This is a genomic window from Chryseobacterium shigense, from assembly GCF_900156575.1.
Taxonomy (GTDB): domain Bacteria; phylum Bacteroidota; class Bacteroidia; order Flavobacteriales; family Weeksellaceae; genus Chryseobacterium; species Chryseobacterium shigense.
In genome coordinates this window covers 1141511-1160570 of sequence record NZ_FTNY01000001.1, presented here as the reverse complement: position 1 = coordinate 1160570, position 19060 = coordinate 1141511, and the positions used below count along the sequence as shown (strand labels likewise).

Annotated in this window: 21 protein-coding genes; 7 read left to right on the top strand and 14 right to left on the bottom strand. The window is 36.8% G+C overall.

Annotated features, from left to right (window positions below):
• Positions 1-138 precede the first annotated feature (138 nt).
• The 3 genes from BW964_RS05170 to BW964_RS05160 all read right to left on the bottom strand — a co-directional run bounded on the left by BW964_RS05170 (position 139) and on the right by BW964_RS05160 (position 2139).
• Positions 139-729: a hypothetical protein gene (locus tag BW964_RS05170; protein ID WP_076505242.1), complete on the bottom strand. Its 591-nt coding sequence runs from the start codon at positions 727-729 to the stop codon at positions 139-141.
• A 140-nt stretch (positions 730-869) separates the two neighbouring features.
• Complete coding sequence (locus tag BW964_RS05165) at positions 870-1805, bottom strand: alpha/beta fold hydrolase (protein ID WP_076505240.1); 936 nt, start codon at positions 1803-1805, stop codon at positions 870-872.
• A 118-nt stretch (positions 1806-1923) separates the two neighbouring features.
• A complete protein-coding gene (locus BW964_RS05160) occupies positions 1924-2139 on the bottom strand; it encodes a type II toxin-antitoxin system ParD family antitoxin (RefSeq protein ID WP_317044324.1) in 216 nt (71 codons plus the stop codon).
• A gap of 235 nt (positions 2140-2374) precedes the next feature.
• Here BW964_RS05160 and BW964_RS05155 point away from each other — a divergent pair, with 235 nt between their 5' ends.
• Positions 2375-3661, top strand: coding sequence for an adenylosuccinate synthase (locus tag BW964_RS05155; protein WP_034728930.1), 1287 nt, complete (start codon positions 2375-2377; stop codon positions 3659-3661).
• A gap of 186 nt (positions 3662-3847) precedes the next feature.
• Here the strand turns inward: BW964_RS05155 and BW964_RS05150 are convergent, their stop codons facing one another.
• The gene (locus BW964_RS05150) at positions 3848-4948 is read right to left on the bottom strand and encodes an endonuclease/exonuclease/phosphatase family protein (protein WP_228432145.1); all 1101 of its coding nucleotides are present in this window, start codon (positions 4946-4948) and stop codon (positions 3848-3850) included.
• Between the two features lie 113 nt (positions 4949-5061).
• Between BW964_RS05150 and BW964_RS05145 the strand changes: the two genes are divergently transcribed.
• Positions 5062-5502: a nuclear transport factor 2 family protein gene (locus tag BW964_RS05145; RefSeq protein WP_076505236.1), complete on the top strand. Its 441-nt coding sequence runs from the start codon at positions 5062-5064 to the stop codon at positions 5500-5502.
• A 68-nt stretch (positions 5503-5570) separates the two neighbouring features.
• Positions 5571-5948 carry an SMU1112c/YaeR family gloxylase I-like metalloprotein gene (gloA2, locus tag BW964_RS05140; protein ID WP_076505234.1) on the top strand — a complete coding sequence of 126 codons (378 nt, stop codon included), beginning with the start codon at positions 5571-5573 and terminating at the stop codon, positions 5946-5948.
• Between the two features lie 2 nt (positions 5949-5950).
• Here gloA2 and BW964_RS05135 read toward each other — a convergent pair whose 3' ends face one another.
• Entirely contained in the window at positions 5951-6334 is a 384-nt protein-coding gene (locus BW964_RS05135) for a DUF1634 domain-containing protein (protein ID WP_076505232.1), read from the bottom strand.
• Positions 6334-7164, bottom strand: a complete 831-nt coding sequence (locus BW964_RS05130; protein ID WP_076505230.1) for a sulfite exporter TauE/SafE family protein — start codon at positions 7162-7164, stop codon at positions 6334-6336. The genes BW964_RS05135 and BW964_RS05130 overlap by 1 nt, the downstream gene beginning before the upstream one ends.
• Positions 7165-7249: 85 nt before the next feature.
• Between BW964_RS05130 and BW964_RS05125 the strand changes: the two genes are divergently transcribed.
• Both BW964_RS05125 and BW964_RS05120 read left to right on the top strand, forming a co-directional pair.
• A complete protein-coding gene (locus BW964_RS05125) occupies positions 7250-7801 on the top strand; it encodes a DUF1543 domain-containing protein (protein ID WP_076505487.1) in 552 nt (183 codons plus the stop codon).
• A 41-nt stretch (positions 7802-7842) separates the two neighbouring features.
• Complete coding sequence (locus tag BW964_RS05120; protein ID WP_076505229.1) at positions 7843-8955, top strand: 5-(carboxyamino)imidazole ribonucleotide synthase; 1113 nt, start codon at positions 7843-7845, stop codon at positions 8953-8955.
• A 244-nt stretch (positions 8956-9199) separates the two neighbouring features.
• Here BW964_RS05120 and BW964_RS05115 read toward each other — a convergent pair whose 3' ends face one another.
• The 7 genes from BW964_RS05115 to BW964_RS05085 form a co-directional block, all read right to left on the bottom strand.
• On the bottom strand, positions 9200-9559 hold the full coding sequence (locus tag BW964_RS05115) for a hypothetical protein (RefSeq protein ID WP_076505227.1): 360 nt from the start codon (positions 9557-9559) through the stop codon (positions 9200-9202).
• A gap of 14 nt (positions 9560-9573) precedes the next feature.
• The gene (locus BW964_RS05110; RefSeq protein WP_076505226.1) at positions 9574-10209 is read right to left on the bottom strand and encodes a hypothetical protein; all 636 of its coding nucleotides are present in this window, start codon (positions 10207-10209) and stop codon (positions 9574-9576) included.
• A gap of 24 nt (positions 10210-10233) precedes the next feature.
• Positions 10234-10926, bottom strand: coding sequence for an SH3 domain-containing protein (locus BW964_RS05105; protein ID WP_076505225.1), 693 nt, complete (start codon positions 10924-10926; stop codon positions 10234-10236).
• A 51-nt stretch (positions 10927-10977) separates the two neighbouring features.
• A complete protein-coding gene (locus tag BW964_RS05100) occupies positions 10978-13101 on the bottom strand; it encodes a cation:proton antiporter (protein ID WP_076505223.1) in 2124 nt (707 codons plus the stop codon).
• Positions 13102-13108: 7 nt separating this feature from the next.
• Complete coding sequence (locus BW964_RS05095; protein ID WP_076505222.1) at positions 13109-13675, bottom strand: hypothetical protein; 567 nt, start codon at positions 13673-13675, stop codon at positions 13109-13111.
• Positions 13676-13767: 92 nt separating this feature from the next.
• Positions 13768-14469 carry a hypothetical protein gene (locus BW964_RS05090; protein ID WP_076505221.1) on the bottom strand — a complete coding sequence of 234 codons (702 nt, stop codon included), beginning with the start codon at positions 14467-14469 and terminating at the stop codon, positions 13768-13770.
• Positions 14470-14976: 507 nt separating this feature from the next.
• Entirely contained in the window at positions 14977-15882 is a 906-nt protein-coding gene (locus BW964_RS05085; protein ID WP_076505219.1) for a DMT family transporter, read from the bottom strand.
• A gap of 50 nt (positions 15883-15932) precedes the next feature.
• Between BW964_RS05085 and BW964_RS22810 the strand changes: the two genes are divergently transcribed.
• Both BW964_RS22810 and BW964_RS22475 read left to right on the top strand, forming a co-directional pair.
• Positions 15933-16055, top strand: coding sequence for a hypothetical protein (locus tag BW964_RS22810; protein WP_262484534.1), 123 nt, complete (start codon positions 15933-15935; stop codon positions 16053-16055).
• A gap of 669 nt (positions 16056-16724) precedes the next feature.
• A complete protein-coding gene (locus tag BW964_RS22475) occupies positions 16725-17282 on the top strand; it encodes a helix-turn-helix domain-containing protein (RefSeq protein ID WP_165789220.1) in 558 nt (185 codons plus the stop codon).
• Between the two features lie 114 nt (positions 17283-17396).
• On the opposite strand, the gene BW964_RS05075 is transcribed toward BW964_RS22475, so the two are convergent.
• The gene (locus tag BW964_RS05075; protein WP_076505217.1) at positions 17397-18551 is read right to left on the bottom strand and encodes a hypothetical protein; all 1155 of its coding nucleotides are present in this window, start codon (positions 18549-18551) and stop codon (positions 17397-17399) included.
• Positions 18552-19060 lie beyond the last annotated feature (509 nt).

Genomic DNA, 19060 nt, shown 5'->3' with positions numbered 1-19060 from the left:
TAAGAATCTCCCGCAGATTTTGCAGATGACATAGTATATTGTATTTTTATTGGATGCAGATATAAACCTTATAGTTTCTAAAACCTATAAGGTTCAAATGGAGGATGGTTTCTCGGTTGTTCACAAAGATTTTATGTGTTATTTTAACTGAACATCGGGTAGTTTATAATTTCCGACAACTTCTATTAAATGGGTAGAGTTATTTTTTAAATTGTTGAAAAATTGAGCCATATTTTCTTTATAGCCTCTTTCACTGACGGCGAAAAGTAAGACCCCTTTGCTTTCATTGACAGTAACCAGCTTATAACGGTATATATTTCTTTCTGCAATTAATATTTCTTTTCCATCTTTCGAGTTTTCACTCATGAGAAAGTCTACAATATATTCTCCATTATTTTCGTATGTTTCATAATTGACAACCGGATTCGATTGCTTCATTTTTTCAATTTCACTTACTTTCTGATCAACTACATCTTTAAGATCGAAATCTCCCTTTACAAACTCGATAAGCGTTAATGTATTGTATTTTTCAATCTTTTCACCGGGGCTTAAGTATTCCTGCTTGTAATAATTTTCACTGGGATGAGAGCTCCAAACCAGATTATAGGTTTTGTTATCCAGTTTAATAGGTCCGGGAATACTTAAATAGTCGATAGTTTTATTCTGAGCATGCAGAGAAAATGTTACGAGGGAAAAAAGAGCAACGAGAAATTTTAAATTTTTAGCCATAATTTTTAGTGTTTTTTTATAATGATCAATGCTCAAATATATAATAAAAAGGCTTGATTATGGATCAAAGGAAAGGTTGCTTCATTTGCGAGCGATCAAAAGATCCCCCACAGATTTCACGGACGATAAGGACATTGGTTTTATAAGTGTTTTGAGATCCACTGAAATAGGTGATTGAAAACCTCTTCCCTGATTTCTTCATTTAATATTTCGTGGCGCATCTCGGGATAAATTTTGACATTGATATCTTTAAATCCATCCTGTTTTAAATAGTCTGCCGTTTTGATAACCCCTTTGCTGAAATCGCCGATCGGATCATTCTGTCCGCTGACAAAAAGAATAGGGAAAGATTTGGGAATAGAAACGGCCCAGTTTCTCGCCGTGGCTTTTTTGTAAATACTAAACAGCGTATAAAAAGCATTATGAGTAAAAGGAATTCCACAGAGCTCATCTTCGGTAAAAGCTTTTCTATTGGCCGGATTCAGACTCAGCCAACTGGTGTCGCTGAAATCTTTGTCTTTCTTAAATCTTTTGTTATTAACAGTATTGAAGAGAGTATTGAGATACGTAAGATAATGAGGCGCTATTTTATTGGCTAACCAGAGATAACCATTAATAAGACCGATACCCGTCAAAGGACCTCCGGTTCCTGTAATGATGGCTCCCTTAAATTTGCCGCTAGCTCTTTGAAGAAGACACCGTGTAACGAATGATCCCATAGAATGTCCAAGAACAAAGTGAGGAACGTCCGGGTATTTTTGTATAAGATGATCACCCATTGCATCAGCATCTGAAACCAGCTTTTCGTCCGGCTGATCCAGCTGGAAAAACCCAATGTCTTTTTTATCCTTCACCGATCTTCCGTGTCCCAAATGGTCATAAGTAAGAACGGCTATTCCCTGATCTGCAAAATAGGTTGCTATTTCAGCATATCTTCCACTGTGTTCCTGCATGCCGTGGATGATCAGTAAAGTGGCTTTTACTGGAACTTCATTGGGAGTGAAAAGAGTGTGGAAGAGCTTTACTTCGCTTGAGGGAGATGGCGAGAGATAGGATGATTTTTGTGATGATCTCATGGGGTGGAGTAGCTTTGGTTATTTCAGAGAATAATCAAAGATACAGAATTAATCAAATTCATTAGAGATCAGTGGAGATTTATTCATTATTGGGAATAATGTTTTTGATGAAGATTTGTTAGAAATTCTTTACGATCAAAATTTTCAACAAATCCAGATTTTTCTCCTTTTTTAATTCGTTGATCAATTCGGTTTTTCTAGATTCTTTATATTCAAATAGCCGCAATGCATTTCTTATAATCACACTTGCTGACGAGTATTTTCCAGATTTTATTTGTTCACTGATGAAATCATCAAAATGACCTCCCAATAATATGGATGTGTTTTTTGCCATTGTGCTAATTTTAATTAAAGATACCCATAATACATATTTGATTAAAATTGAATTTTACTCATTTTAAATGCAACAGTCTCGATCCAACGTTCTATATTCATGATTACAAATCTTCCCATTTTTTTATTCAAATCTAAATAAGGTTTGAAATTAGTTTTAAAAAATATTAGACCCATAATTTGCCCACCCTATTTTTAAAAAGTAATTTTGCATGAATCTAAAATAAAAGTAAAATATGTCAACTTACGTAGTTGTAGGTCTTCAGTATGGAGATGAAGGTAAAGGAAAAATCACGGATGTTTTATCAGCTAAATCGGATTATGTAGTTCGTTTCCAGGGAGGAGACAACGCAGGTCACACGGTTTATGTAGGTGAAGAGAAATTTGTTTTGCACCTTCTCCCTTCAGGAGTTCTACAGTGCAAAGGGAAGTGTATCATTGCGAACGGAGTAGTGGTAAACCCAAAATCTTTCATTAAAGAGGTTGGCCAGATTGAAAGCAAAGGCTTGAAAACTGACCACATTTTTATCAGCAGAAGAGCGCATGTCATCATGCCTTACCACATTCTTTTGGATACTTACCGTGAAGAAGAACACGGAGGAACTCAAATCGGAACCACTAAAAAAGGAATCGGACCTTGCTATGAAGATAAAATTTCAAGAGTAGGGATCAGAATGATCGACCTTTTAAATCCTGAAATATTAAGAGACAAAATTGAGAAAAACTTAAAAATTAAGAACTCTCTTTTCGAAAAATATTACGGAAAACCAACGTTAGACGTTGAAGAAATTTACAACGAATTTTTAGAGCTTGGAAAACAGCTTCAGGACAGAATCGTTGATACAGAAGTTGAATTGAACGAAGCCATCAGAGATGGTAAAAACGTTCTTTTTGAAGGAGCTCAGGCATTGATGCTGGACATCGACTTCGGAACTTATCCGTACGTAACGTCATCTTCTCCATCTACAGGAGGAGTTTGTACAGGAGCTGGGGTTCCGCCTACATCCCTTCAAAACCTTATCGGTGTAGCTAAGGCATACTGTACAAGAGTTGGAAACGGACCTTTCCCTTCTGAATTAGACAATGAATTAGGAGAAAAGATCAGACAGATCGGAGGTGAATTCGGTGCTACGACAGGAAGACCAAGAAGAACAGGTTGGTTAGACCTTGTTTCTTTGAAGCATGCTTGTATGATCAACGGGATCAACAACCTTGTGATTACTAAATTAGACGTTCTTACAGGAATCGAAAACTTAAAGATCGTTACTCATTATAAAACGGAAGACGGAAAAATCATCGATTATTTCACTTCTTCAACGGAGAAATTATACAACTACGAGCCTATCTACCAGGATCTGCCAGGTTGGAACGAAGATCTTACCAAAGTGAGAAGCTACGACGAACTTCCTGACAATGCTCAGAAATATATTGAGTTCATCGAGAAATACCTTGGAATCAATGTATACTTAGTGTCTGTTGGCCCTGAAAGAAGCCAGAACATTATCAGAAAAGAATTATTCTAAGAATAACCCAACAATAGAAAAAGCCGTTTCAAAAATAATGAAACGGCTTTTTATGTTTTATCAACTATTGTATTAAGTAAAGACTGGTTGTTGTTGCTGAGTGAAACGCCCTTGCGAATAAAAATATTTTCAGGTTTAATTAAAAAAATTGCGATCATAGCGTTTTGACTATTTGCAATTAAAATTCTATCCTTCCGTTACCACCGCATCACGGTCTCCGTCCTCTTCTTTTCCTTCCTGTATCATTTCTTCTGCTTCCGCTTTTTCTTCAACAGTGGCTTCTTCTACCTTTTCTTCCTGTTCGTCATTATGATGGTCAATGAAAAACTCACAGTACACAGGAAGATGGTCTGATCCGAAATTTTCCAGGGTTTTAAGCTCTTTAATGAAAATATCTTCACTGTGGAACATTAAATCGATCGGGAATCTTAACAGGAGGTATTTCGCATGAAAGGTAGATACAAAAGAATGTCCGATTCTTGGATCGATCAGATGACTCGTTTTTCTGAATAATACAGACGATTTTGACCAGGCCACATTATTAAAATCTCCTACGACAATCACAGGTTCTTTGATGTCTTTGAGACGTTTGGCCGCACTTAACAAGTCTCCGTCTCTTTCCTTCGACGTTTCTTCTTCGGTAGGACTTGGCGGCGGCGGATGTACTCCAAAGAATACAAATGAAAAGCCGTCTTTGGTCTTTAAGTGCACTTCAATACTTGGAATATCATCAGCTACAAAATAATGGGTTTTCGCACTTTTAATTTCAAGCTGAGAATAAAAATGCATTCCATACGTATTTTCAAGCGTTACTTTATGCTGGAAAGGATAGTCTTTTTCAAGGACTTTCAATGCCTGTTCCCAGTCTCCATTGCTTTCCATCGTCATAAATATTTCAGGTTTATATTTTTCAATAAGCTGAATAAACCGGTTATATTCTTTGTTAAACTGATAGACATTAGCAGAAATGAAATGCAGTTTTTGAGAAGACTGATGTTGCTCTTTGTATTTTTTCACCGGATAAAGCGGTGTATATTTTACCAGTGTAATACCATGATGAATAAATAATAGCAGTAAAAGCCCCTGTGCATACCATAGATTCTGCGAATGATCAAGAAAAAGACCCCAAATAAAGGTAAGTACCACAACATAAGTAATCTGGATTTTGCCGAATTCAGGCACCCTGAATACCCAATGAGCGTTTTGAATTTTGGGTAGTATCGTTAACAGTACCAGTAATCCAATCAAAAACAAATAAATTCCCCACATAATTTTAAATAAACGCATAAAATTAATCTATTTTTAAATAATGCAGCGCAATTCACTTTTTAAACTTTGTTAATTTTAATTATTGACCATATTTTACTTAATTTTATTGTTTGAGATTAATTACAATCAATATGAATAAACTTACTGCAGTGGCTTTACTGCTCTGTACCTTCTGCTTCGGACAGCAGAACCAGGATATCGAAAAACCGATCCGTACCCTGTTTCTTGGGATGAAAAATGCTGATCCTGAATTGATGAAATCTGCTTTTGCGGAGAACGCTATTGTACAGAGCATTGCTAAAGACGGAACAGTAAAAAATGAAAACGTACAGGAGTTTATCGCTTCTGTTTCTAAATTTTCAAAAAATGATCTGGACGAAAAGATCATCATTGACGCCATTCATTCAGATGGAGGTCTGGCCAGCGTGTTTACCCCTTATTCTTTCTATTTTAAAGGGAATTTTTCACATTGCGGAGCCAACAGCTTTCAGTTGGTCAAACAGCAGAATGACTGGAAGATTCAGTACATCATCGATACCAGGAGAAAAGAAAACTGCAGAGAAATAAAGTAAAATAGAAATCTGCTGCTCAGTTGGCAGGTTGTACTGAAATTATACATTTAAAAAATTAAAATCAAATAATGAAGATCCATCACATTGCCATCATATGCTCGGATTATGAGGTATCAAAAAAATTCTATACTGAAGTGATAGGCCTGAATATCATCAGGGAAGTGTACCGTGAAGAAAGGAAGTCTTACAAACTGGATCTGGCGATCGGGGAGCATTACGTGATCGAGCTGTTTTCATTTCCTGATCCTCCACAAAGACCTTCCCGACCTGAATCATGTGGTTTAAGGCATCTGGCGTTCTCGGTGGAAAATGTCGGAGATCAAAGAAATCAACTCATCGCAAAAGGACTGATCTGCGAAGATATTCGGATCGATGAATACACAGGAAAAGAGTTTTTCTTTACCCAGGATCCGGATCAGCTTCCGCTGGAGTTTTATGAAATGTAAAATTAGTGAGCGTACCCTGTAAAAAAGCTGATCGCCATAATCACAAGAACTATTGAAGAAATGACTACATAAACGTAGTCTTTTTCTTTTAAATATCCGATCAAGGCAAAAATAATCCTTACCAAAGGAGTAAAGATCAACAACAGGATTCCCAGCTGGATAATCGCCATTCCTTCTCCTTTGCATAAAGAAGTCCAGAACATCCCCCATACTTTTTCAGATGAGGTACCCATATTCAGGGATGAATATTTTTTAGGCATCTCAAAGCCTTCCACGAAAAGTTTGATAAAACCAATCAATGAGGTGGCCACAGACAAAATAACGCCTAATCTCAAAAGATTTCCTACCGAACGGTTCAGATCTACATCTGTAAAATTCTTTCTCATTATCTGAAGCTTTTATTGATACCGTTATACATCATATACACCGATAAAATGGTGATCACAATCGCAAAGAATACTTTTAGCTTCTTCGTTTTAGAGACCATCAGTGTTTTTGATCCAATGAAACTTCCGACTACCACACCAATTAGTACCGGAGCAACTATGACAGGAATGATTTCCCCTCTCTGGAAATAGATCAGCGCACTGGCTACTGCCGTTACACCAATCATAAAGTTACTTGTGGTCGTAGAAACTTTAAAAGGGAGTTTCATCATATTGTCCATCGCCAATACTTTAAGCGCACCCGAACCGATACCTAAAAGTCCGGACATGGCACCCGCAAACATCATCATTAAAAATCCCGGAACGGTATTTCTGGCTGAGTAGCTTTTTAAAACGCCTTTGTCTGGAAAAGTTCCGTACAGCTTCAGTTTTTCTTCAAGACTTCCTTTGATGACCGGTTCCTGATGATCAGGTTTTCCTTTAAGATTTAAAACAACAGTCAACAGAAGAATACTGGCAAAGATAATTCCAATCGTATTAGGATTAAGCATTCCGGAAAGCAGAGCTCCCATAATGGCCCCTGCCGTAGTTCCGATCTCCAGAAACATTCCGATCCGCATATTGGTAAAACCTTCTTTGACGAAAGCTACCGCAGCACCGGAAGATGTCCCGATCACAGAAATTAAAGAAGCACCGATCGCATAATGCATAGGAACGCCGAAACCCAGCGTCAATAAAGGAATAATGATAACTCCTCCTCCCAAACCTGTAAGTGAACCCAGAAGACCGGCTGAAACCGCGCCGAGGAACAGAATAATGATTTCTGACATGCTACAAATATAAAACTATTGCCTTAGTCTGCCAAACGTTTAAAAAAGATAAATTTGACGTATTTTTGCAGGCATGAAAAGTGAAATGAAATTATTTTATATCATTCTCGGTGCAACGCCCAAGGGCAGGAATATCGAGCAGCACGACGTTTTTTTCGGGATCGCAGAAAATCTTAAAGATCTCGTTCCCGATATGAAGGATTTCTGGAAAGAAGCCGAAGGAAAGATCCACTTAGACTGCTATCAGGAAGTGAAATTTGCAGACGGATATCAAGTGAAGATCGTTGAAAAAACAGCTCAGACCTATGAAAATCATTTGTATTTCCTTAATTTAGGGGGATATAAAAGAGGTTTTTTTGAAGAATTTCACGAACAGCATCTGATGGTAGGAAAATCGATGGGAGAAATTATTAAAAGAGCAAAAGCAACGGAGTTTTATGCAACCATGGGGTTTGAAGGGGCTGTAAGCCACGTCGATGATAAACACGGTGTTGATATTGATGATATTTTCAACGTAAATGATATTCTGCCCGAAAAAATGAAAGAAAAATATTCGATTGTCCTGACAAAATCTGATGCAGAAGATCAGGAAAACCCAATGGGATTAGGATATTTAAAGATTGATAAGATTCAATAAGACTTCATCAAAAATCTAATAGAAAAAAAATAAAAGTAAGAATGAAAATAGGAATTTTAGGAGGCGGGCAGCTGGGAAGGATGCTGATCCAAAGCGCACTGAAATATGACGACCAATTTTATACGCTGGATCCGGCTTCTGATGCACCGTGCAACAATATCTCCCACTTTACACAGGGAAACTTCAACGATTATGAAACCGTTCTGAATTTTGGGAAAGATAAAGATGTGGTAACGATCGAAATAGAACACGTGAATGCGAATGCTTTGGCCGAGCTTGAAAAACAAGGGATAAAAGTAGTTCCGAATGCCGCCATCATTAAAACGATTCAGCAAAAAATCCTTCAGAAAGAATTTTATAAAACCCATGATATTCCAAGCCCTGAATTTCAGGTGGTGTGGGATAGTAATGAAAAGATCATGATGCCATTGCCGTTTGTACAGAAGATGAATACAGGAGGTTACGATGGAAAAGGCGTTCAGGTGATCAAAACAGAAGAGGATTATCAGCACCTGTGGAAAGAAGCTTCAGTTATTGAAAGCCTGGTGGATATCGATAAAGAACTTTCTGTCATCGTGGCCAGAAATGAAAACGGTGAAACAAATATTTTTCCAGTGACAGAAATGGTGGCTGACCCAAAACTCAATCTTTTGGACTTCAATGTTTGTCCCGTTCTTCTTACTGAAGATACTCAACAGCAAATTGACTCAATTACAGAGAAATTCCTGAATGCTGTCAATTCTCCTGGACTTTTTGCTATTGAATTATTTTTGGATAAAGAAGGAAAAGTTTGGGTGAATGAAACTGCACCCAGATTACACAATTCGGGTCACCAGAGCCAGGAAGGGAATACGAATTCACAGTTTGAGCAAATGTATCGTGTCGTGAAAAATCTACCGTTAGCCGATACAGATGCAATTACCTACAGTGGAATGCTGAATTTGGTAGGGGCAGAAGGATATGCCGGAAAAGTACTCTATGAGGGAATGGAAGAGGTGCTTAAATTACCTGAAACCTACATTCATTTATACGGGAAAACAGAAACCAAACCGGGACGAAAAATGGGTCACATCAACGTACTGGCTGATTCCAGAGAAGAGCTGATGGAGAAATTGGTGATGGTGAAAAGTATGGTGAGAGTGATTGCTGAATAAAACTTATACTTAGAATCAAGATAAAGGAGCTGTAATGATGATTACAGCTCTTTTTTTGTGGTTTTATTTATGTGATATAGTCATCCGCTTCATCAGGTCAGCTTGTTGATGCTGTTCTTTGCTTTCCTCAAATCAATAGTAAGATCTTAAAGCTTTGCATGAAAAATTCTTACCCGGATTGGATGGATTGAGCAGATTTTTGTAAATGTTATGAAGCTTGAATTCATTCTATTTTATCCATGTTCTACTTTTGAATTTTAGGAAAATCAATGCTCCATTTCTTTTCATTGGAGTTCCAGATCAAAAAAGGGCCGTCAAATTCATCGAGATAAATTAATTCATAAGAGCCGTTGCCGTTTTTCCTGTAGTCAGGTTGTGCTCCAAGATTTTCTTTTTTGAAACCTAATTTTTGGAGTGTTTCCCAGTCGTTATTTTCAGGCAGCTGATGGTAGGCTTTCTTATAGATCTCAATATTCCGGATAAGACTGTTTCCGTATTGTATATCAGCACGTCTGGTGACGTCTATCGGAAGATTCCAGTAGATCGCTAACGATACAATGATCAGAAGGAGTATGGAAACTACGACTATTGCAGTTTTTTTCATAAAATTAAATGGTATTACTTACGATCTTTTTCCTCTATTTTTTCAAAAATCTTCCTTTCCTCATTCCACACAAAAGCATGATAATAAACACTTTTGTCTTCAGGAGATTCTTTACAGATACTGGCGATAAAAAGTCTGCTCTTCGGATCAAAAATTGCCCGGTCTTCCGCAAACAGACAGGAAGTCTCTTCTCCCAAAGGAAGTCCATAGATTTTTCCGTCGCGAACATCCATCATTAATCCCATAATACAACTAGCGCCGCATCCGAAAGTAACCGTGATATAGTAACTTGCAAAATCAGGAGTACCTGATGCATAAGCTTTCTTAATTCTCGTCCTGAAATTGTAAGCGCCTTCGTTGCTGGAGAAATCAAGTTTTGCTTTTTTGATGAATTTATAGTTTTTTGAAGGGAATTTTTTGAAATCAAAATCGTCAGAGATTGCAGCAGTACCGGTTTCAGATTCTTCACGGGTTGTATTTTCTGACTCTTTGATAACAGCTTCCGTATCCGTTTTTATTTCTTTTGGTGGAGTTGCTCTCGAAGTATCAATTGTAACTGGTTTTGGCTCCTGATCTTTGACAGGTTCTTTTTTATCTTTGCATGAAAAGAATGCAAAAACCAAAGATATTAGTAAGAGGCTGATTTTCATGTATTTGTTTTTTGAAATATATTTTTAGAAAGGCATGATGAGTGTTTTTCCTTTGTACACCCCTTTCTGTATTTTAAAAAGAACGGCATATCCACCTGCACCGTCTGAATTGACCATACTGATGTACAAAGTTTCATGCTCCGCATCAAAATAACATTCGGCAGATTCATTATTAATATTGAACAGATTTTCAATCTCTTTTGGGGAAATCTCAAGAGTCTTTCCGTTCATTTTTACAGAGATTGATTTATAGTGAGTCTGTGGAATTGTTCCGTCTGTACCCCATATTTGCTGGCCTTTAAACTTATCCTCAACTTTATAACCGTTGTAGCTGGTGCTTGAAAAATGGGGTTTGTTTTCCTTATAATTAAAAGGTTCTGATTCAATAGTGACGGTAATATTTTTTGAATTAAAAACAGCCTTATTTTCAATAGCAGAAGCTCGTGGGACCGATTCGTAAGATTCTATATACTTAATTCTTGAACTATGAATATACCCTGACCAGGTTTCTCCGTTTTTATCGGTATAATCAGCATTCAGCCAATTCTTACTGTGGTCCTCGAGAGTGAAAACATAAATGATCTCATGCGAATTGATCTTTCCGACGATGTTGCTTTTTACATCCGCTTCTTTCCTCATATTCACGTAGCCGTCTTTGTCTGCGATCTTGGCAAATTGAGCAAAAGAGCACTGGAAGCTTAATGCCGCTGCCAGCATGATTATTTTATTTGTTTTCAATGTTCTATTAATAGTTGAGACCCATTTTTATTATTTAAAAATCTTCTGGATGACATTTCCGATTTCCATAAAATCACCATGATTTCCTACAGCACGTATTTCAGGGCTGTTTTCATCAAATTCTGAAAACGGAAAGATCAGCAGATAATTATTATCACTTAAGTGCCTGTTTAGCAATTCGGGAATAAGCCGCATTCTTGGAATATAAGACTGCATGCCCCGTTTAGCCATTAAAACGATCAATGCTTCATCTTCTTTCAATTTTGCAGCCGTTTTTTCTCCGTCCTGCCATGTGCTCATAATGATAAACTCGGCCTCGATATTCGCTTTTTTAACGATTTTCTGAAGAATATCAAGGATGTTTTCAGGAGCATAGAAAACGACTGTTGCACCGGAATTTCTGGCGACATTCCATACCCTTAGAAGCGCGTGGAAAAACCCTGCTTCTTTGTGGGCTCTTTCCGGAATCATCACGGCATATTTTTTAATGGTCGAAAGGGGTTGTGCGGCATGATAGACCAGTACATTTACGTCATCATTCTGAAGATATCCGTTATACAGATTATATACAAAAGAAGGGGAGAAGCCTTTCTCATCTTCCAGTCCGATGATCAGGTCAGTAATCTTCTGTTCTTTAATCACATTTTTGACTCCGTTGATGACATCATTGTCATACCTTTTCAGAGCCTGTATCTTAACATCGGCGGCCGCAGCCGCATCAGCGGCTTGATGAAGAAGTTTTTCAGCATTTTTCACTGAAGATTCATTTTTATCTTCATTAATTACATTAAGCGCAAAAAGATTTTCCGTATTTGAATGGGCTTTGATCAGGATACCCAGATTCACCATTCTCTCTACCGTTTCCTCGTGGTTGATGGCCAGCAGGATGTTTTCCTCTTCGTGGCTGTTGCCGGAAACCGTATCTTCATTGTCACTTTCCGCAATCTTTTGAGCACTTGCCATTGAAATGAATGAGGAGATCGTACAGGAAATAAGGATCAGAAGGATACTCCCGTTCAGCACGTGCTCATTCAGTAATCTTACCGGCTCACCCGTTTCTGTTTCAGAAAGGATGATGTTGTATCCTACCATTACGGAGGCCAAAGTAGCCGCTGCAGAAGCGGAACTCAGTCCGAAAATCAGTTTTCCTTCCTCTTTGGACAGCCTGAATGTCTTTTGGGTCATCACCGCCGAAATATATTTCCCTCCAATGGAGGCAACGAGCATGATGGCGGCAACTTCCAATGTTTCCCAGCTTTTAAAGAAAACCTTAAAATCAATAAGCATTCCCACACTGATCAGGAAGAACGGAATGAAGATGGCATTTCCTACAAATTCCACTCTGTTCATCAGGGATGACGTGTGAGGAATTAATCTGTTTAAGGCTAATCCGGCAAAGAATGCTCCGATAATGGCTTCTACTCCGGCAAGTTCAGCAAGCATAGCTGCCAGATAAATCATCACCAGTACAAAAATATACTGGGAAATTTTATCATCTACCTTTTTGAAAAACCAGCGCCCTATCATCGGGAATAAAATCAGAACAATCAGCGCGAATACGATAAAAGAAACCGACAGTTTAACCCAAAATTCTGTTCCTACATCTCCCTGTGACATTCCTACGATCACAGCAAGCACCAAAAGGGCCAGAATATCAGTGATCATGGTTCCGCCCACGGTAATGTTGACGGCTTTATTTTTTGCAATTCCTAATTTACTCACCAAAGGATAAGCGATTAGTGTATGCGAGGAAAAAAGACTCGCAAAAAGGATCGATGTCAATATAGAAAAGTGAAGAAGATAATGACCTCCGAGATAGCCTAAAACAAAAGGAACAACAAAGGTATAAATTCCAAACGTCAGACTTTTCCATTTGTTCTTTTTGAAATCGCCCATATCGATCTCTAATCCGGCAAGGAACATGATATAAAGAAGGCCTGTAGTTCCGGTAACTACAATGCTGCTGTCTCTGGCAAGAACATTAAAACCATTGGGACCTATGACAGCACCGGCAATGATGAGCCCCAGAAGGTGGGGAACTTTAATTTTGTTTAAAAGAAGAGGAGCGGCGAGGATGATCACCAGTACCAACAGGAATTTTAATACCGGATCTTCTATAGGAAAACTCAGATTATGTATACTCAGTAAAATCATAGGTGTTTTATTTGGTGGAACGTACTAACTCAACAGAAAACCTTGCTGTACAGCCGTTATCCGCTATAATGGTTCTTGTGCCTTTAATTTTGTTATCGGAAATATCATTAAGCAGAACATTCATCTCTACTTTTTTCTGGGAAGTGGAATCTGTCCTGAAATTGAGTTTAATTTCATTATTCTCAAATTTACCGGAATACAGCCTCACCAGATTATTGTTGTTGATGATCTTAGTGGAAAGATGGATAGAATCACTGTCAAATTCCCAGATATCCGTTCGCTGATCGCCCACCGCATAATCACTGCAATTGGATTCCGTACAGATAACTTTCCCGTTCCATGCACCCGATATTTCTTCTGGCCACAAGGCTATCCTGACTGAATCTTTTTTTGAAAAAATACTGTCTCTCATTTTTAAGAGAGATTGGTATTCAGATTCTTTTTGGGCAAATGTTTTTTCTTTTTCGAGTAATTGTTTTTCTCTTTCGGTAAGATTTTTTTCTTTTTCTTTATAATCACAGCTGATCAGTAAAAAAAAACCAGCAAAAAGGATGAAAAATGTGTTTTTTAGCATATTGTCAATGTTGGTGTAAACAATATAGTGAAAAATAGGGAATATATAAAATTTTCCAGGTCGTGTTGTTTAGAATAAAGAAAAATTTACACTCAGTATTCAATAGGGATAAAAACAGCGCCTGAAACATCGAAACCATTCACATGGCTTTTCCATGCAGGTGATTTTTTAACGACTTCTATAAGTTTGGTTTTTATATTGTCTGCAATGCTGAGGTTTCTGATTTCTACAAAAGAAGCAGAGCCTTTAGAATCTATATCTAAGACCAGAACAGCATTTCCATTATCTTTCTTTTTATATATCTGATCCAAAACAGGATTTATGTTTTTTTCAATCCATTGATATAATGCGGCTTCTGACCCTTCAAACTTAGGATGTGGTGGCTTGTTGTCTTTAAATTTGGGAGGAAGATCATTCGGATAAGCGCTCAGATTAAGATTTTCTCTGATTAGTTTGAGACTGCCTTTTTTATTGGGGCTGTATATTCTTTGGCTGATTTTATTGGAGGTAAGGTCAATATCTATAAAATGGATTTCCGAATCATTAATTCTGTAAAATCCTCTGTGAATCTCTTCACTGGAAGCATTTTTCACCAATGCATTTCCTTTAATGGTATCGCCTTTATTAGGAATCACGTACAATTCTTTGGCTGCTGATTGATCTTTTTTGTTCTGAAGATAAATATCGTAATTAAAACTTTTAAGTTTTATATTTTCTCTGAGTTCAGTCTGCTGGGCAAAATAGACAAGAGGGGTCAGTAATAACGAAAAGCTAAATAATTGGTGTTTAAGCATGTGATCGGTGTTGGAGAAACCAAGATAAGAAATATAAAGTAACCGGGAATATCCATACAGTTGGAAACTTAAAAAAACTGAAGTGTTTAAAGGCTCTTTGTTTAATGAACATTATATCATTTAAAGCACTTTAGTTCACTTTAGAAAGTCTAAAATGATAATTCATAAGGTGAGGACACTTAAGAAGAAAATCAAAGATTTTTGAAAAACTTAAGTGTACTTCATATCCATAAAGCTGGAAACTTAAAAAAACTAAAGTGTTGAAAAGCTCTTTGTTTAATGAATATTATATCATTAAAAAACACTTTAGTTCACTTTAGAAAGTCTAAAATGATAATTCATAAGGTGAGGACACTTAAGAAGAAAATCAAAGATTTTCGAAAAAATTGAGTGCACTTCATATCTATAAGTTGGAAACTTAAAAAAAACTGAAGTGTTGAAAAGCTTTGTTGACTTTGTGGTTAAAAATAATTTTTCACCTCTCGTCATTTTATCTTTTTAGTTTCCTTATAAAGTCTTCTGTTTCCGAAACATTTCCGGTTTATAATTAATGATAAAAACACCACAGATAATCATCACCGCTGCAAAGATAAATTTAACGGAAATTTTTTCATCCATGATCAGCCAGCCTAAAAATATAGCAATGATGGTATTCACGTAGGCAAGTATGGAAACCTGTACCGGAGAGATTTTGGTGAGGGCGTAGTGAAAGGCGAAAAATGCAGCAACGGAACCGAAGACCGCCAGATAAAGCATTGCTGAAATACTTTTCAGAGACCAGTTTCCGAAGTTGTAATTTTCTGAAAACAGAAAGGCGAAAATAATCTGTACCACTCCGGCAAACAGAAACTGGTAAAACAGATTGAGTGTGATATTACCACTCTGGATATTCAGTTTTTTGGTAAATATAGTTCCGGAAGCCCATCCTGCAATTGCACAGAAAAGGAAAATCATTCCCATCCTGTATTCGGGGTTGGCAAGGTCCTGAAGCCCATCCCAGAAAATAAAGAGGATTCCGCTAAAACAAAGCAAAACACCCACTAAAGCCCGGAAGCTGAATTTCTGCAAACCAACCGCCAGACTTCCCAGGAAGACCAGAATAGGAGAGCAGGCGCTGATCAGTGAAGCCAGGCTGCTGGATACCGTTTCCTCTGCCACTGTCGTCATGCCATTGGCAACAATCAGCATGAGTGAAGCAAAAATAGCCTGATAACCCATGTTTTTCCATCCGATCCATTTGAATTCTTTTCTTGAAATAAGCACCGTCAGCATAATGACTGATGCCAGAAACTGACGGATCCCGGCTACAAACCACGCAGGAATAGTTTCCACAGCAACGCGAATGGCTAAAAAGGTAGTTCCCCAGACAATAGCAACCGTGAGAACGGCAAAAAGAAGTTTATAATCTTTCAAGATGAATATAAGGTCTAACAGACAAATATACCTGTTCTGAAATGAATGGTATGGATACAGTTGCTGTGATTTTAGCTGATACAGATTCAGAGTTGATGATCTGGCTGATAGGAAGCGGGATGCCGGAGGGAAGAAGTATGATGAGTTATAAGGTCGTACTTCTTTTTGCGTAAACAGGAATAAAACAACGAATTCATTAGCTATATTTCTTTAATAATAGCTCAGGTTTTCTAATCGCATATTTTTTATACTTTTGTTATTCTATGACTTATATAAGTTAATTTAGAGAAATAATGAGTTTATTGATAACAGCAACCCCCAAAATACATCGTATTGACCTTCTGAAAAGAAAACTAATATCCCTTTATGTTTACTTTTTATTATTGGTCCTGATGGCCTATGCTATTCTATTTTACTTATTTCTTGAATATAAATATTATTCTTATTTTCTATTATTTTATTGTGTTGTTTTTTTTTATAGCTGGTCTATTATGAAAAAATATTATCCCGTAAAAAGCATGGTGCATCTACACCTTATTACCGGATCATTATTTGTTTCTATTGTTATGCTTAATTTTTGGAAATATTCTGTTTCTTCCTCCATATGGCTGCTTCCGGTGCCATTTGCTGCCTATGTTTTTTTGGAAAGAAAATATACCTATTTATATTGTGGGTATATTACATTGATTATTTTGTCTGTAAACCTATTATACAAAGATCTTGAATTGGAATTTTTTAAATTCTCGGAAGAAAAATATTTGGTCATTTCAGATTCATTTGTAGTCATTTCTAATATTATTACATTCATGCTTTTATTATACTGTCATGAAAAAATAACTAAAATGGAGAAGGAAAGTCATTTTATACCAGAAGATGATCAGAGTATCAAGAATCCACTTCATTTAATAAAAGAAAATACTGATGAACAGGTAAATGATATCAGTGAAGATGATATAGCCTTAAACAATGTAGTTACCGAACATTTTGATCTCAAAGAAGGAAGATCAGAATTACAATCTGAAGTAAAAGAGTTTAGCCCAAAAGATATTGAAAAATATAATCTGTTATTTCAAAAAATCATTGAGTATATTGAAAAAGAAAAGCCTTATAAAGATGTCAATTTTTCTATTTCGGAATTGGCTTTTGCTCTAAAGACTAATAGTTTATATATTTCTACAGCGATTAAACAAAACGGCTATATCAGCTTTAATCATTTTACAAATTCTTATAGAATCAATAAAGTAAAAAAACTTATTGTAGAAAATGATCTTAGTAAAGTAACATTAATGTATATCTATACAGAATGCGGTTTTTCTAACCAGGCTACTTTTAATAGAGTTTTCAAAAAGGTTGAAGGGATCACCCCATCAGAATATATTAACAGATTAAATAGAATGTAATTGGAAACCAATGCAGCTCAAACCTTTTACAATAGAACGACAATATAAAATGAAGATGATCAATTATTGACCACCTTCATTGAATTCATCATGTAATATGTTTTAGAATCTAATTTAAAGCGCCTTTACTTGTTTTATAATGATGTATGCTTTGGCACTGGTACACGTTCCGGCAGGACAGGTAGTGACATCTGCGTCAATGCTGTAACTAGGTGCTCCCATCATAATGACAGCCTCATACATGGTTTTATCCGCATTATTTGTTGTTGTCCAGGTATATCGACGATGTTCCGGAGCAAAATAGTAAACATCAGGATCACCCCACGCTGAAAGAGGACCAGTACTCACTGCTCCACCGGTAGCAGAACCACCATTTCCATACCAGGTATTTCCAGCGGATAAAGCAAAGCTGTTTCCAGCTCCGTTATATTCATCATCCCTCCACTCCGTATGATAGTTCCACATGATCGTTTTAGGCCCGTTGTTTGATCTTATTTCAATATCAGCCGCTCCAAAGGTTGAACCTTGCGGTGTTCTAACTCTGATTGAAAACTCTCCGTCGGGTGTTGTTAAATACTGTTGATAGTTGGCATAACCTCCTTCTGTATTAAGCTTTAAAGGTCCCAATACTGCTATTTCTTTTATATCAGCCCGATCTTCACCGCCCACCGTAGCTGTACAGTTTTGTGCAGATGTGATAAACGGGACCAAACTACTGTTGATATTTACACTTGTAATAGCAGGAGAGGAGACTGTAGGGGTTCCACTTACGGCAAACACCAGTTCCCCGTCTCCATATTCAAGCTTATCTGCTCTTAATATAAAGGTTAATCCATTCACGGTTACCGAACTGCCGGGTTGATATTTTCCGCCATTTCCTCCTGTATAGGGTATTTTCAAATATCCATTGTAGGGAACACCGGCAGTATAGTTTGATGGCGATAAGTTTGCTGCACTGCAATTTAACGAAGTAACTCCCGGAGCTACAGCAGTCGAATTGTCAATATTCCTCCATTCTGATCCGTTCCAAAAATAATATCCTGCCGGTAGTATCACGCCATTGTTATAAATAAGTAAGCCAACAGCGTTTACTGCGGTTCCGAGCTGCAAAGTAGTACTCGTAAGATTTATTCTTGGGGCGAGGACTCCCTTATTGGTAGATACAATATCAAGAATTGAAGAGGGATCCGGATTCGATGTGTTTATGCCAACCTGGGCGAAAATGTTGCATGACAAAAACAATGCAAAAAATTGAAATTTAATTTTCATAATTCATGTATTTTTATATTATTACTTTCAATAGGATCTAATAGATTATCATTAATAAATCAGATAACTTTAATGAACAGTGTAAAATTATTGGGTTTATTAAAGAAATAACTGAAAAAGGATAAAACAATAAATCATATTACTAACATTATTTATTGTTTTTCAATAATTTGATAATTAGACAGTTATGTGAGTTGTTTTTTGAAAATAAAACGAAAAGCCTTACGCTCTTTGGATTAAGATTTAGCAATCGTGAACAGATTATTGAAAATGTTTTATCTGATGAAGAAATTTTGATGATTTTAAAATACTGGCGGGTAAAAATATCAGTCATACATTTGGGATTTTTAAAATATTGTTCGCTGTTATTTTAAAATAATACAAGAGAAACTTTAAATAATCTGCAGACAATATAAGATAGGTCTTATTGAAAACTATCTATAATAAGGAATAAGGTTAGCGGATTCGGGGAGTAAAGATAAAAGCCATATGAAACGGTTTTCAAAAAA

What these genes read in the sequence shown, in the direction of transcription:
- BW964_RS05075 (WP_076505217.1), bottom strand. Translation starts at nt 18,551, where the DNA reads ATGAAAATTAAATTTCAATTTTTTGCATTGTTTTTGTCATGCAACATT.
- BW964_RS22810 (WP_262484534.1), top strand. Translation starts at nt 15,933, where the DNA reads ATGGATACAGTTGCTGTGATTTTAGCTGATACAGATTCAGAGTTGATG.
- BW964_RS05125 (WP_076505487.1), top strand. Translation starts at nt 7,250, where the DNA reads ATGAAATTATTTTATATCATTCTCGGTGCAACGCCCAAGGGCAGGAAT.
- BW964_RS05095 (WP_076505222.1), bottom strand. Translation starts at nt 13,675, where the DNA reads ATGCTAAAAAACACATTTTTCATCCTTTTTGCTGGTTTTTTTTTACTG.
- BW964_RS05105 (WP_076505225.1), bottom strand. Translation starts at nt 10,926, where the DNA reads ATGCTGGCAGCGGCATTAAGCTTCCAGTGCTCTTTTGCTCAATTTGCC.
- BW964_RS05110 (WP_076505226.1), bottom strand. Translation starts at nt 10,209, where the DNA reads ATGAAAATCAGCCTCTTACTAATATCTTTGGTTTTTGCATTCTTTTCA.
- BW964_RS05170 (WP_076505242.1), bottom strand. Translation starts at nt 729, where the DNA reads ATGGCTAAAAATTTAAAATTTCTCGTTGCTCTTTTTTCCCTCGTAACA.
- gloA2 (WP_076505234.1), top strand. Translation starts at nt 5,571, where the DNA reads ATGAAGATCCATCACATTGCCATCATATGCTCGGATTATGAGGTATCA.
- BW964_RS05120 (WP_076505229.1), top strand. Translation starts at nt 7,843, where the DNA reads ATGAAAATAGGAATTTTAGGAGGCGGGCAGCTGGGAAGGATGCTGATC.
- BW964_RS22475 (WP_165789220.1), top strand. Translation starts at nt 16,725, where the DNA reads ATGGAGAAGGAAAGTCATTTTATACCAGAAGATGATCAGAGTATCAAG.
- BW964_RS05090 (WP_076505221.1), bottom strand. Translation starts at nt 14,469, where the DNA reads ATGCTTAAACACCAATTATTTAGCTTTTCGTTATTACTGACCCCTCTT.
- BW964_RS05155 (WP_034728930.1), top strand. Translation starts at nt 2,375, where the DNA reads ATGTCAACTTACGTAGTTGTAGGTCTTCAGTATGGAGATGAAGGTAAA.
- BW964_RS05160 (WP_317044324.1), bottom strand. Translation starts at nt 2,139, where the DNA reads ATGGCAAAAAACACATCCATATTATTGGGAGGTCATTTTGATGATTTC.
- BW964_RS05130 (WP_076505230.1), bottom strand. Translation starts at nt 7,164, where the DNA reads ATGTCAGAAATCATTATTCTGTTCCTCGGCGCGGTTTCAGCCGGTCTT.
- BW964_RS05135 (WP_076505232.1), bottom strand. Translation starts at nt 6,334, where the DNA reads ATGAGAAAGAATTTTACAGATGTAGATCTGAACCGTTCGGTAGGAAAT.
- BW964_RS05115 (WP_076505227.1), bottom strand. Translation starts at nt 9,559, where the DNA reads ATGAAAAAAACTGCAATAGTCGTAGTTTCCATACTCCTTCTGATCATT.
- BW964_RS05150 (WP_228432145.1), bottom strand. Translation starts at nt 4,948, where the DNA reads ATGCGTTTATTTAAAATTATGTGGGGAATTTATTTGTTTTTGATTGGA.
- BW964_RS05145 (WP_076505236.1), top strand. Translation starts at nt 5,062, where the DNA reads ATGAATAAACTTACTGCAGTGGCTTTACTGCTCTGTACCTTCTGCTTC.
- BW964_RS05165 (WP_076505240.1), bottom strand. Translation starts at nt 1,805, where the DNA reads ATGAGATCATCACAAAAATCATCCTATCTCTCGCCATCTCCCTCAAGC.
- BW964_RS05100 (WP_076505223.1), bottom strand. Translation starts at nt 13,101, where the DNA reads ATGATTTTACTGAGTATACATAATCTGAGTTTTCCTATAGAAGATCCG.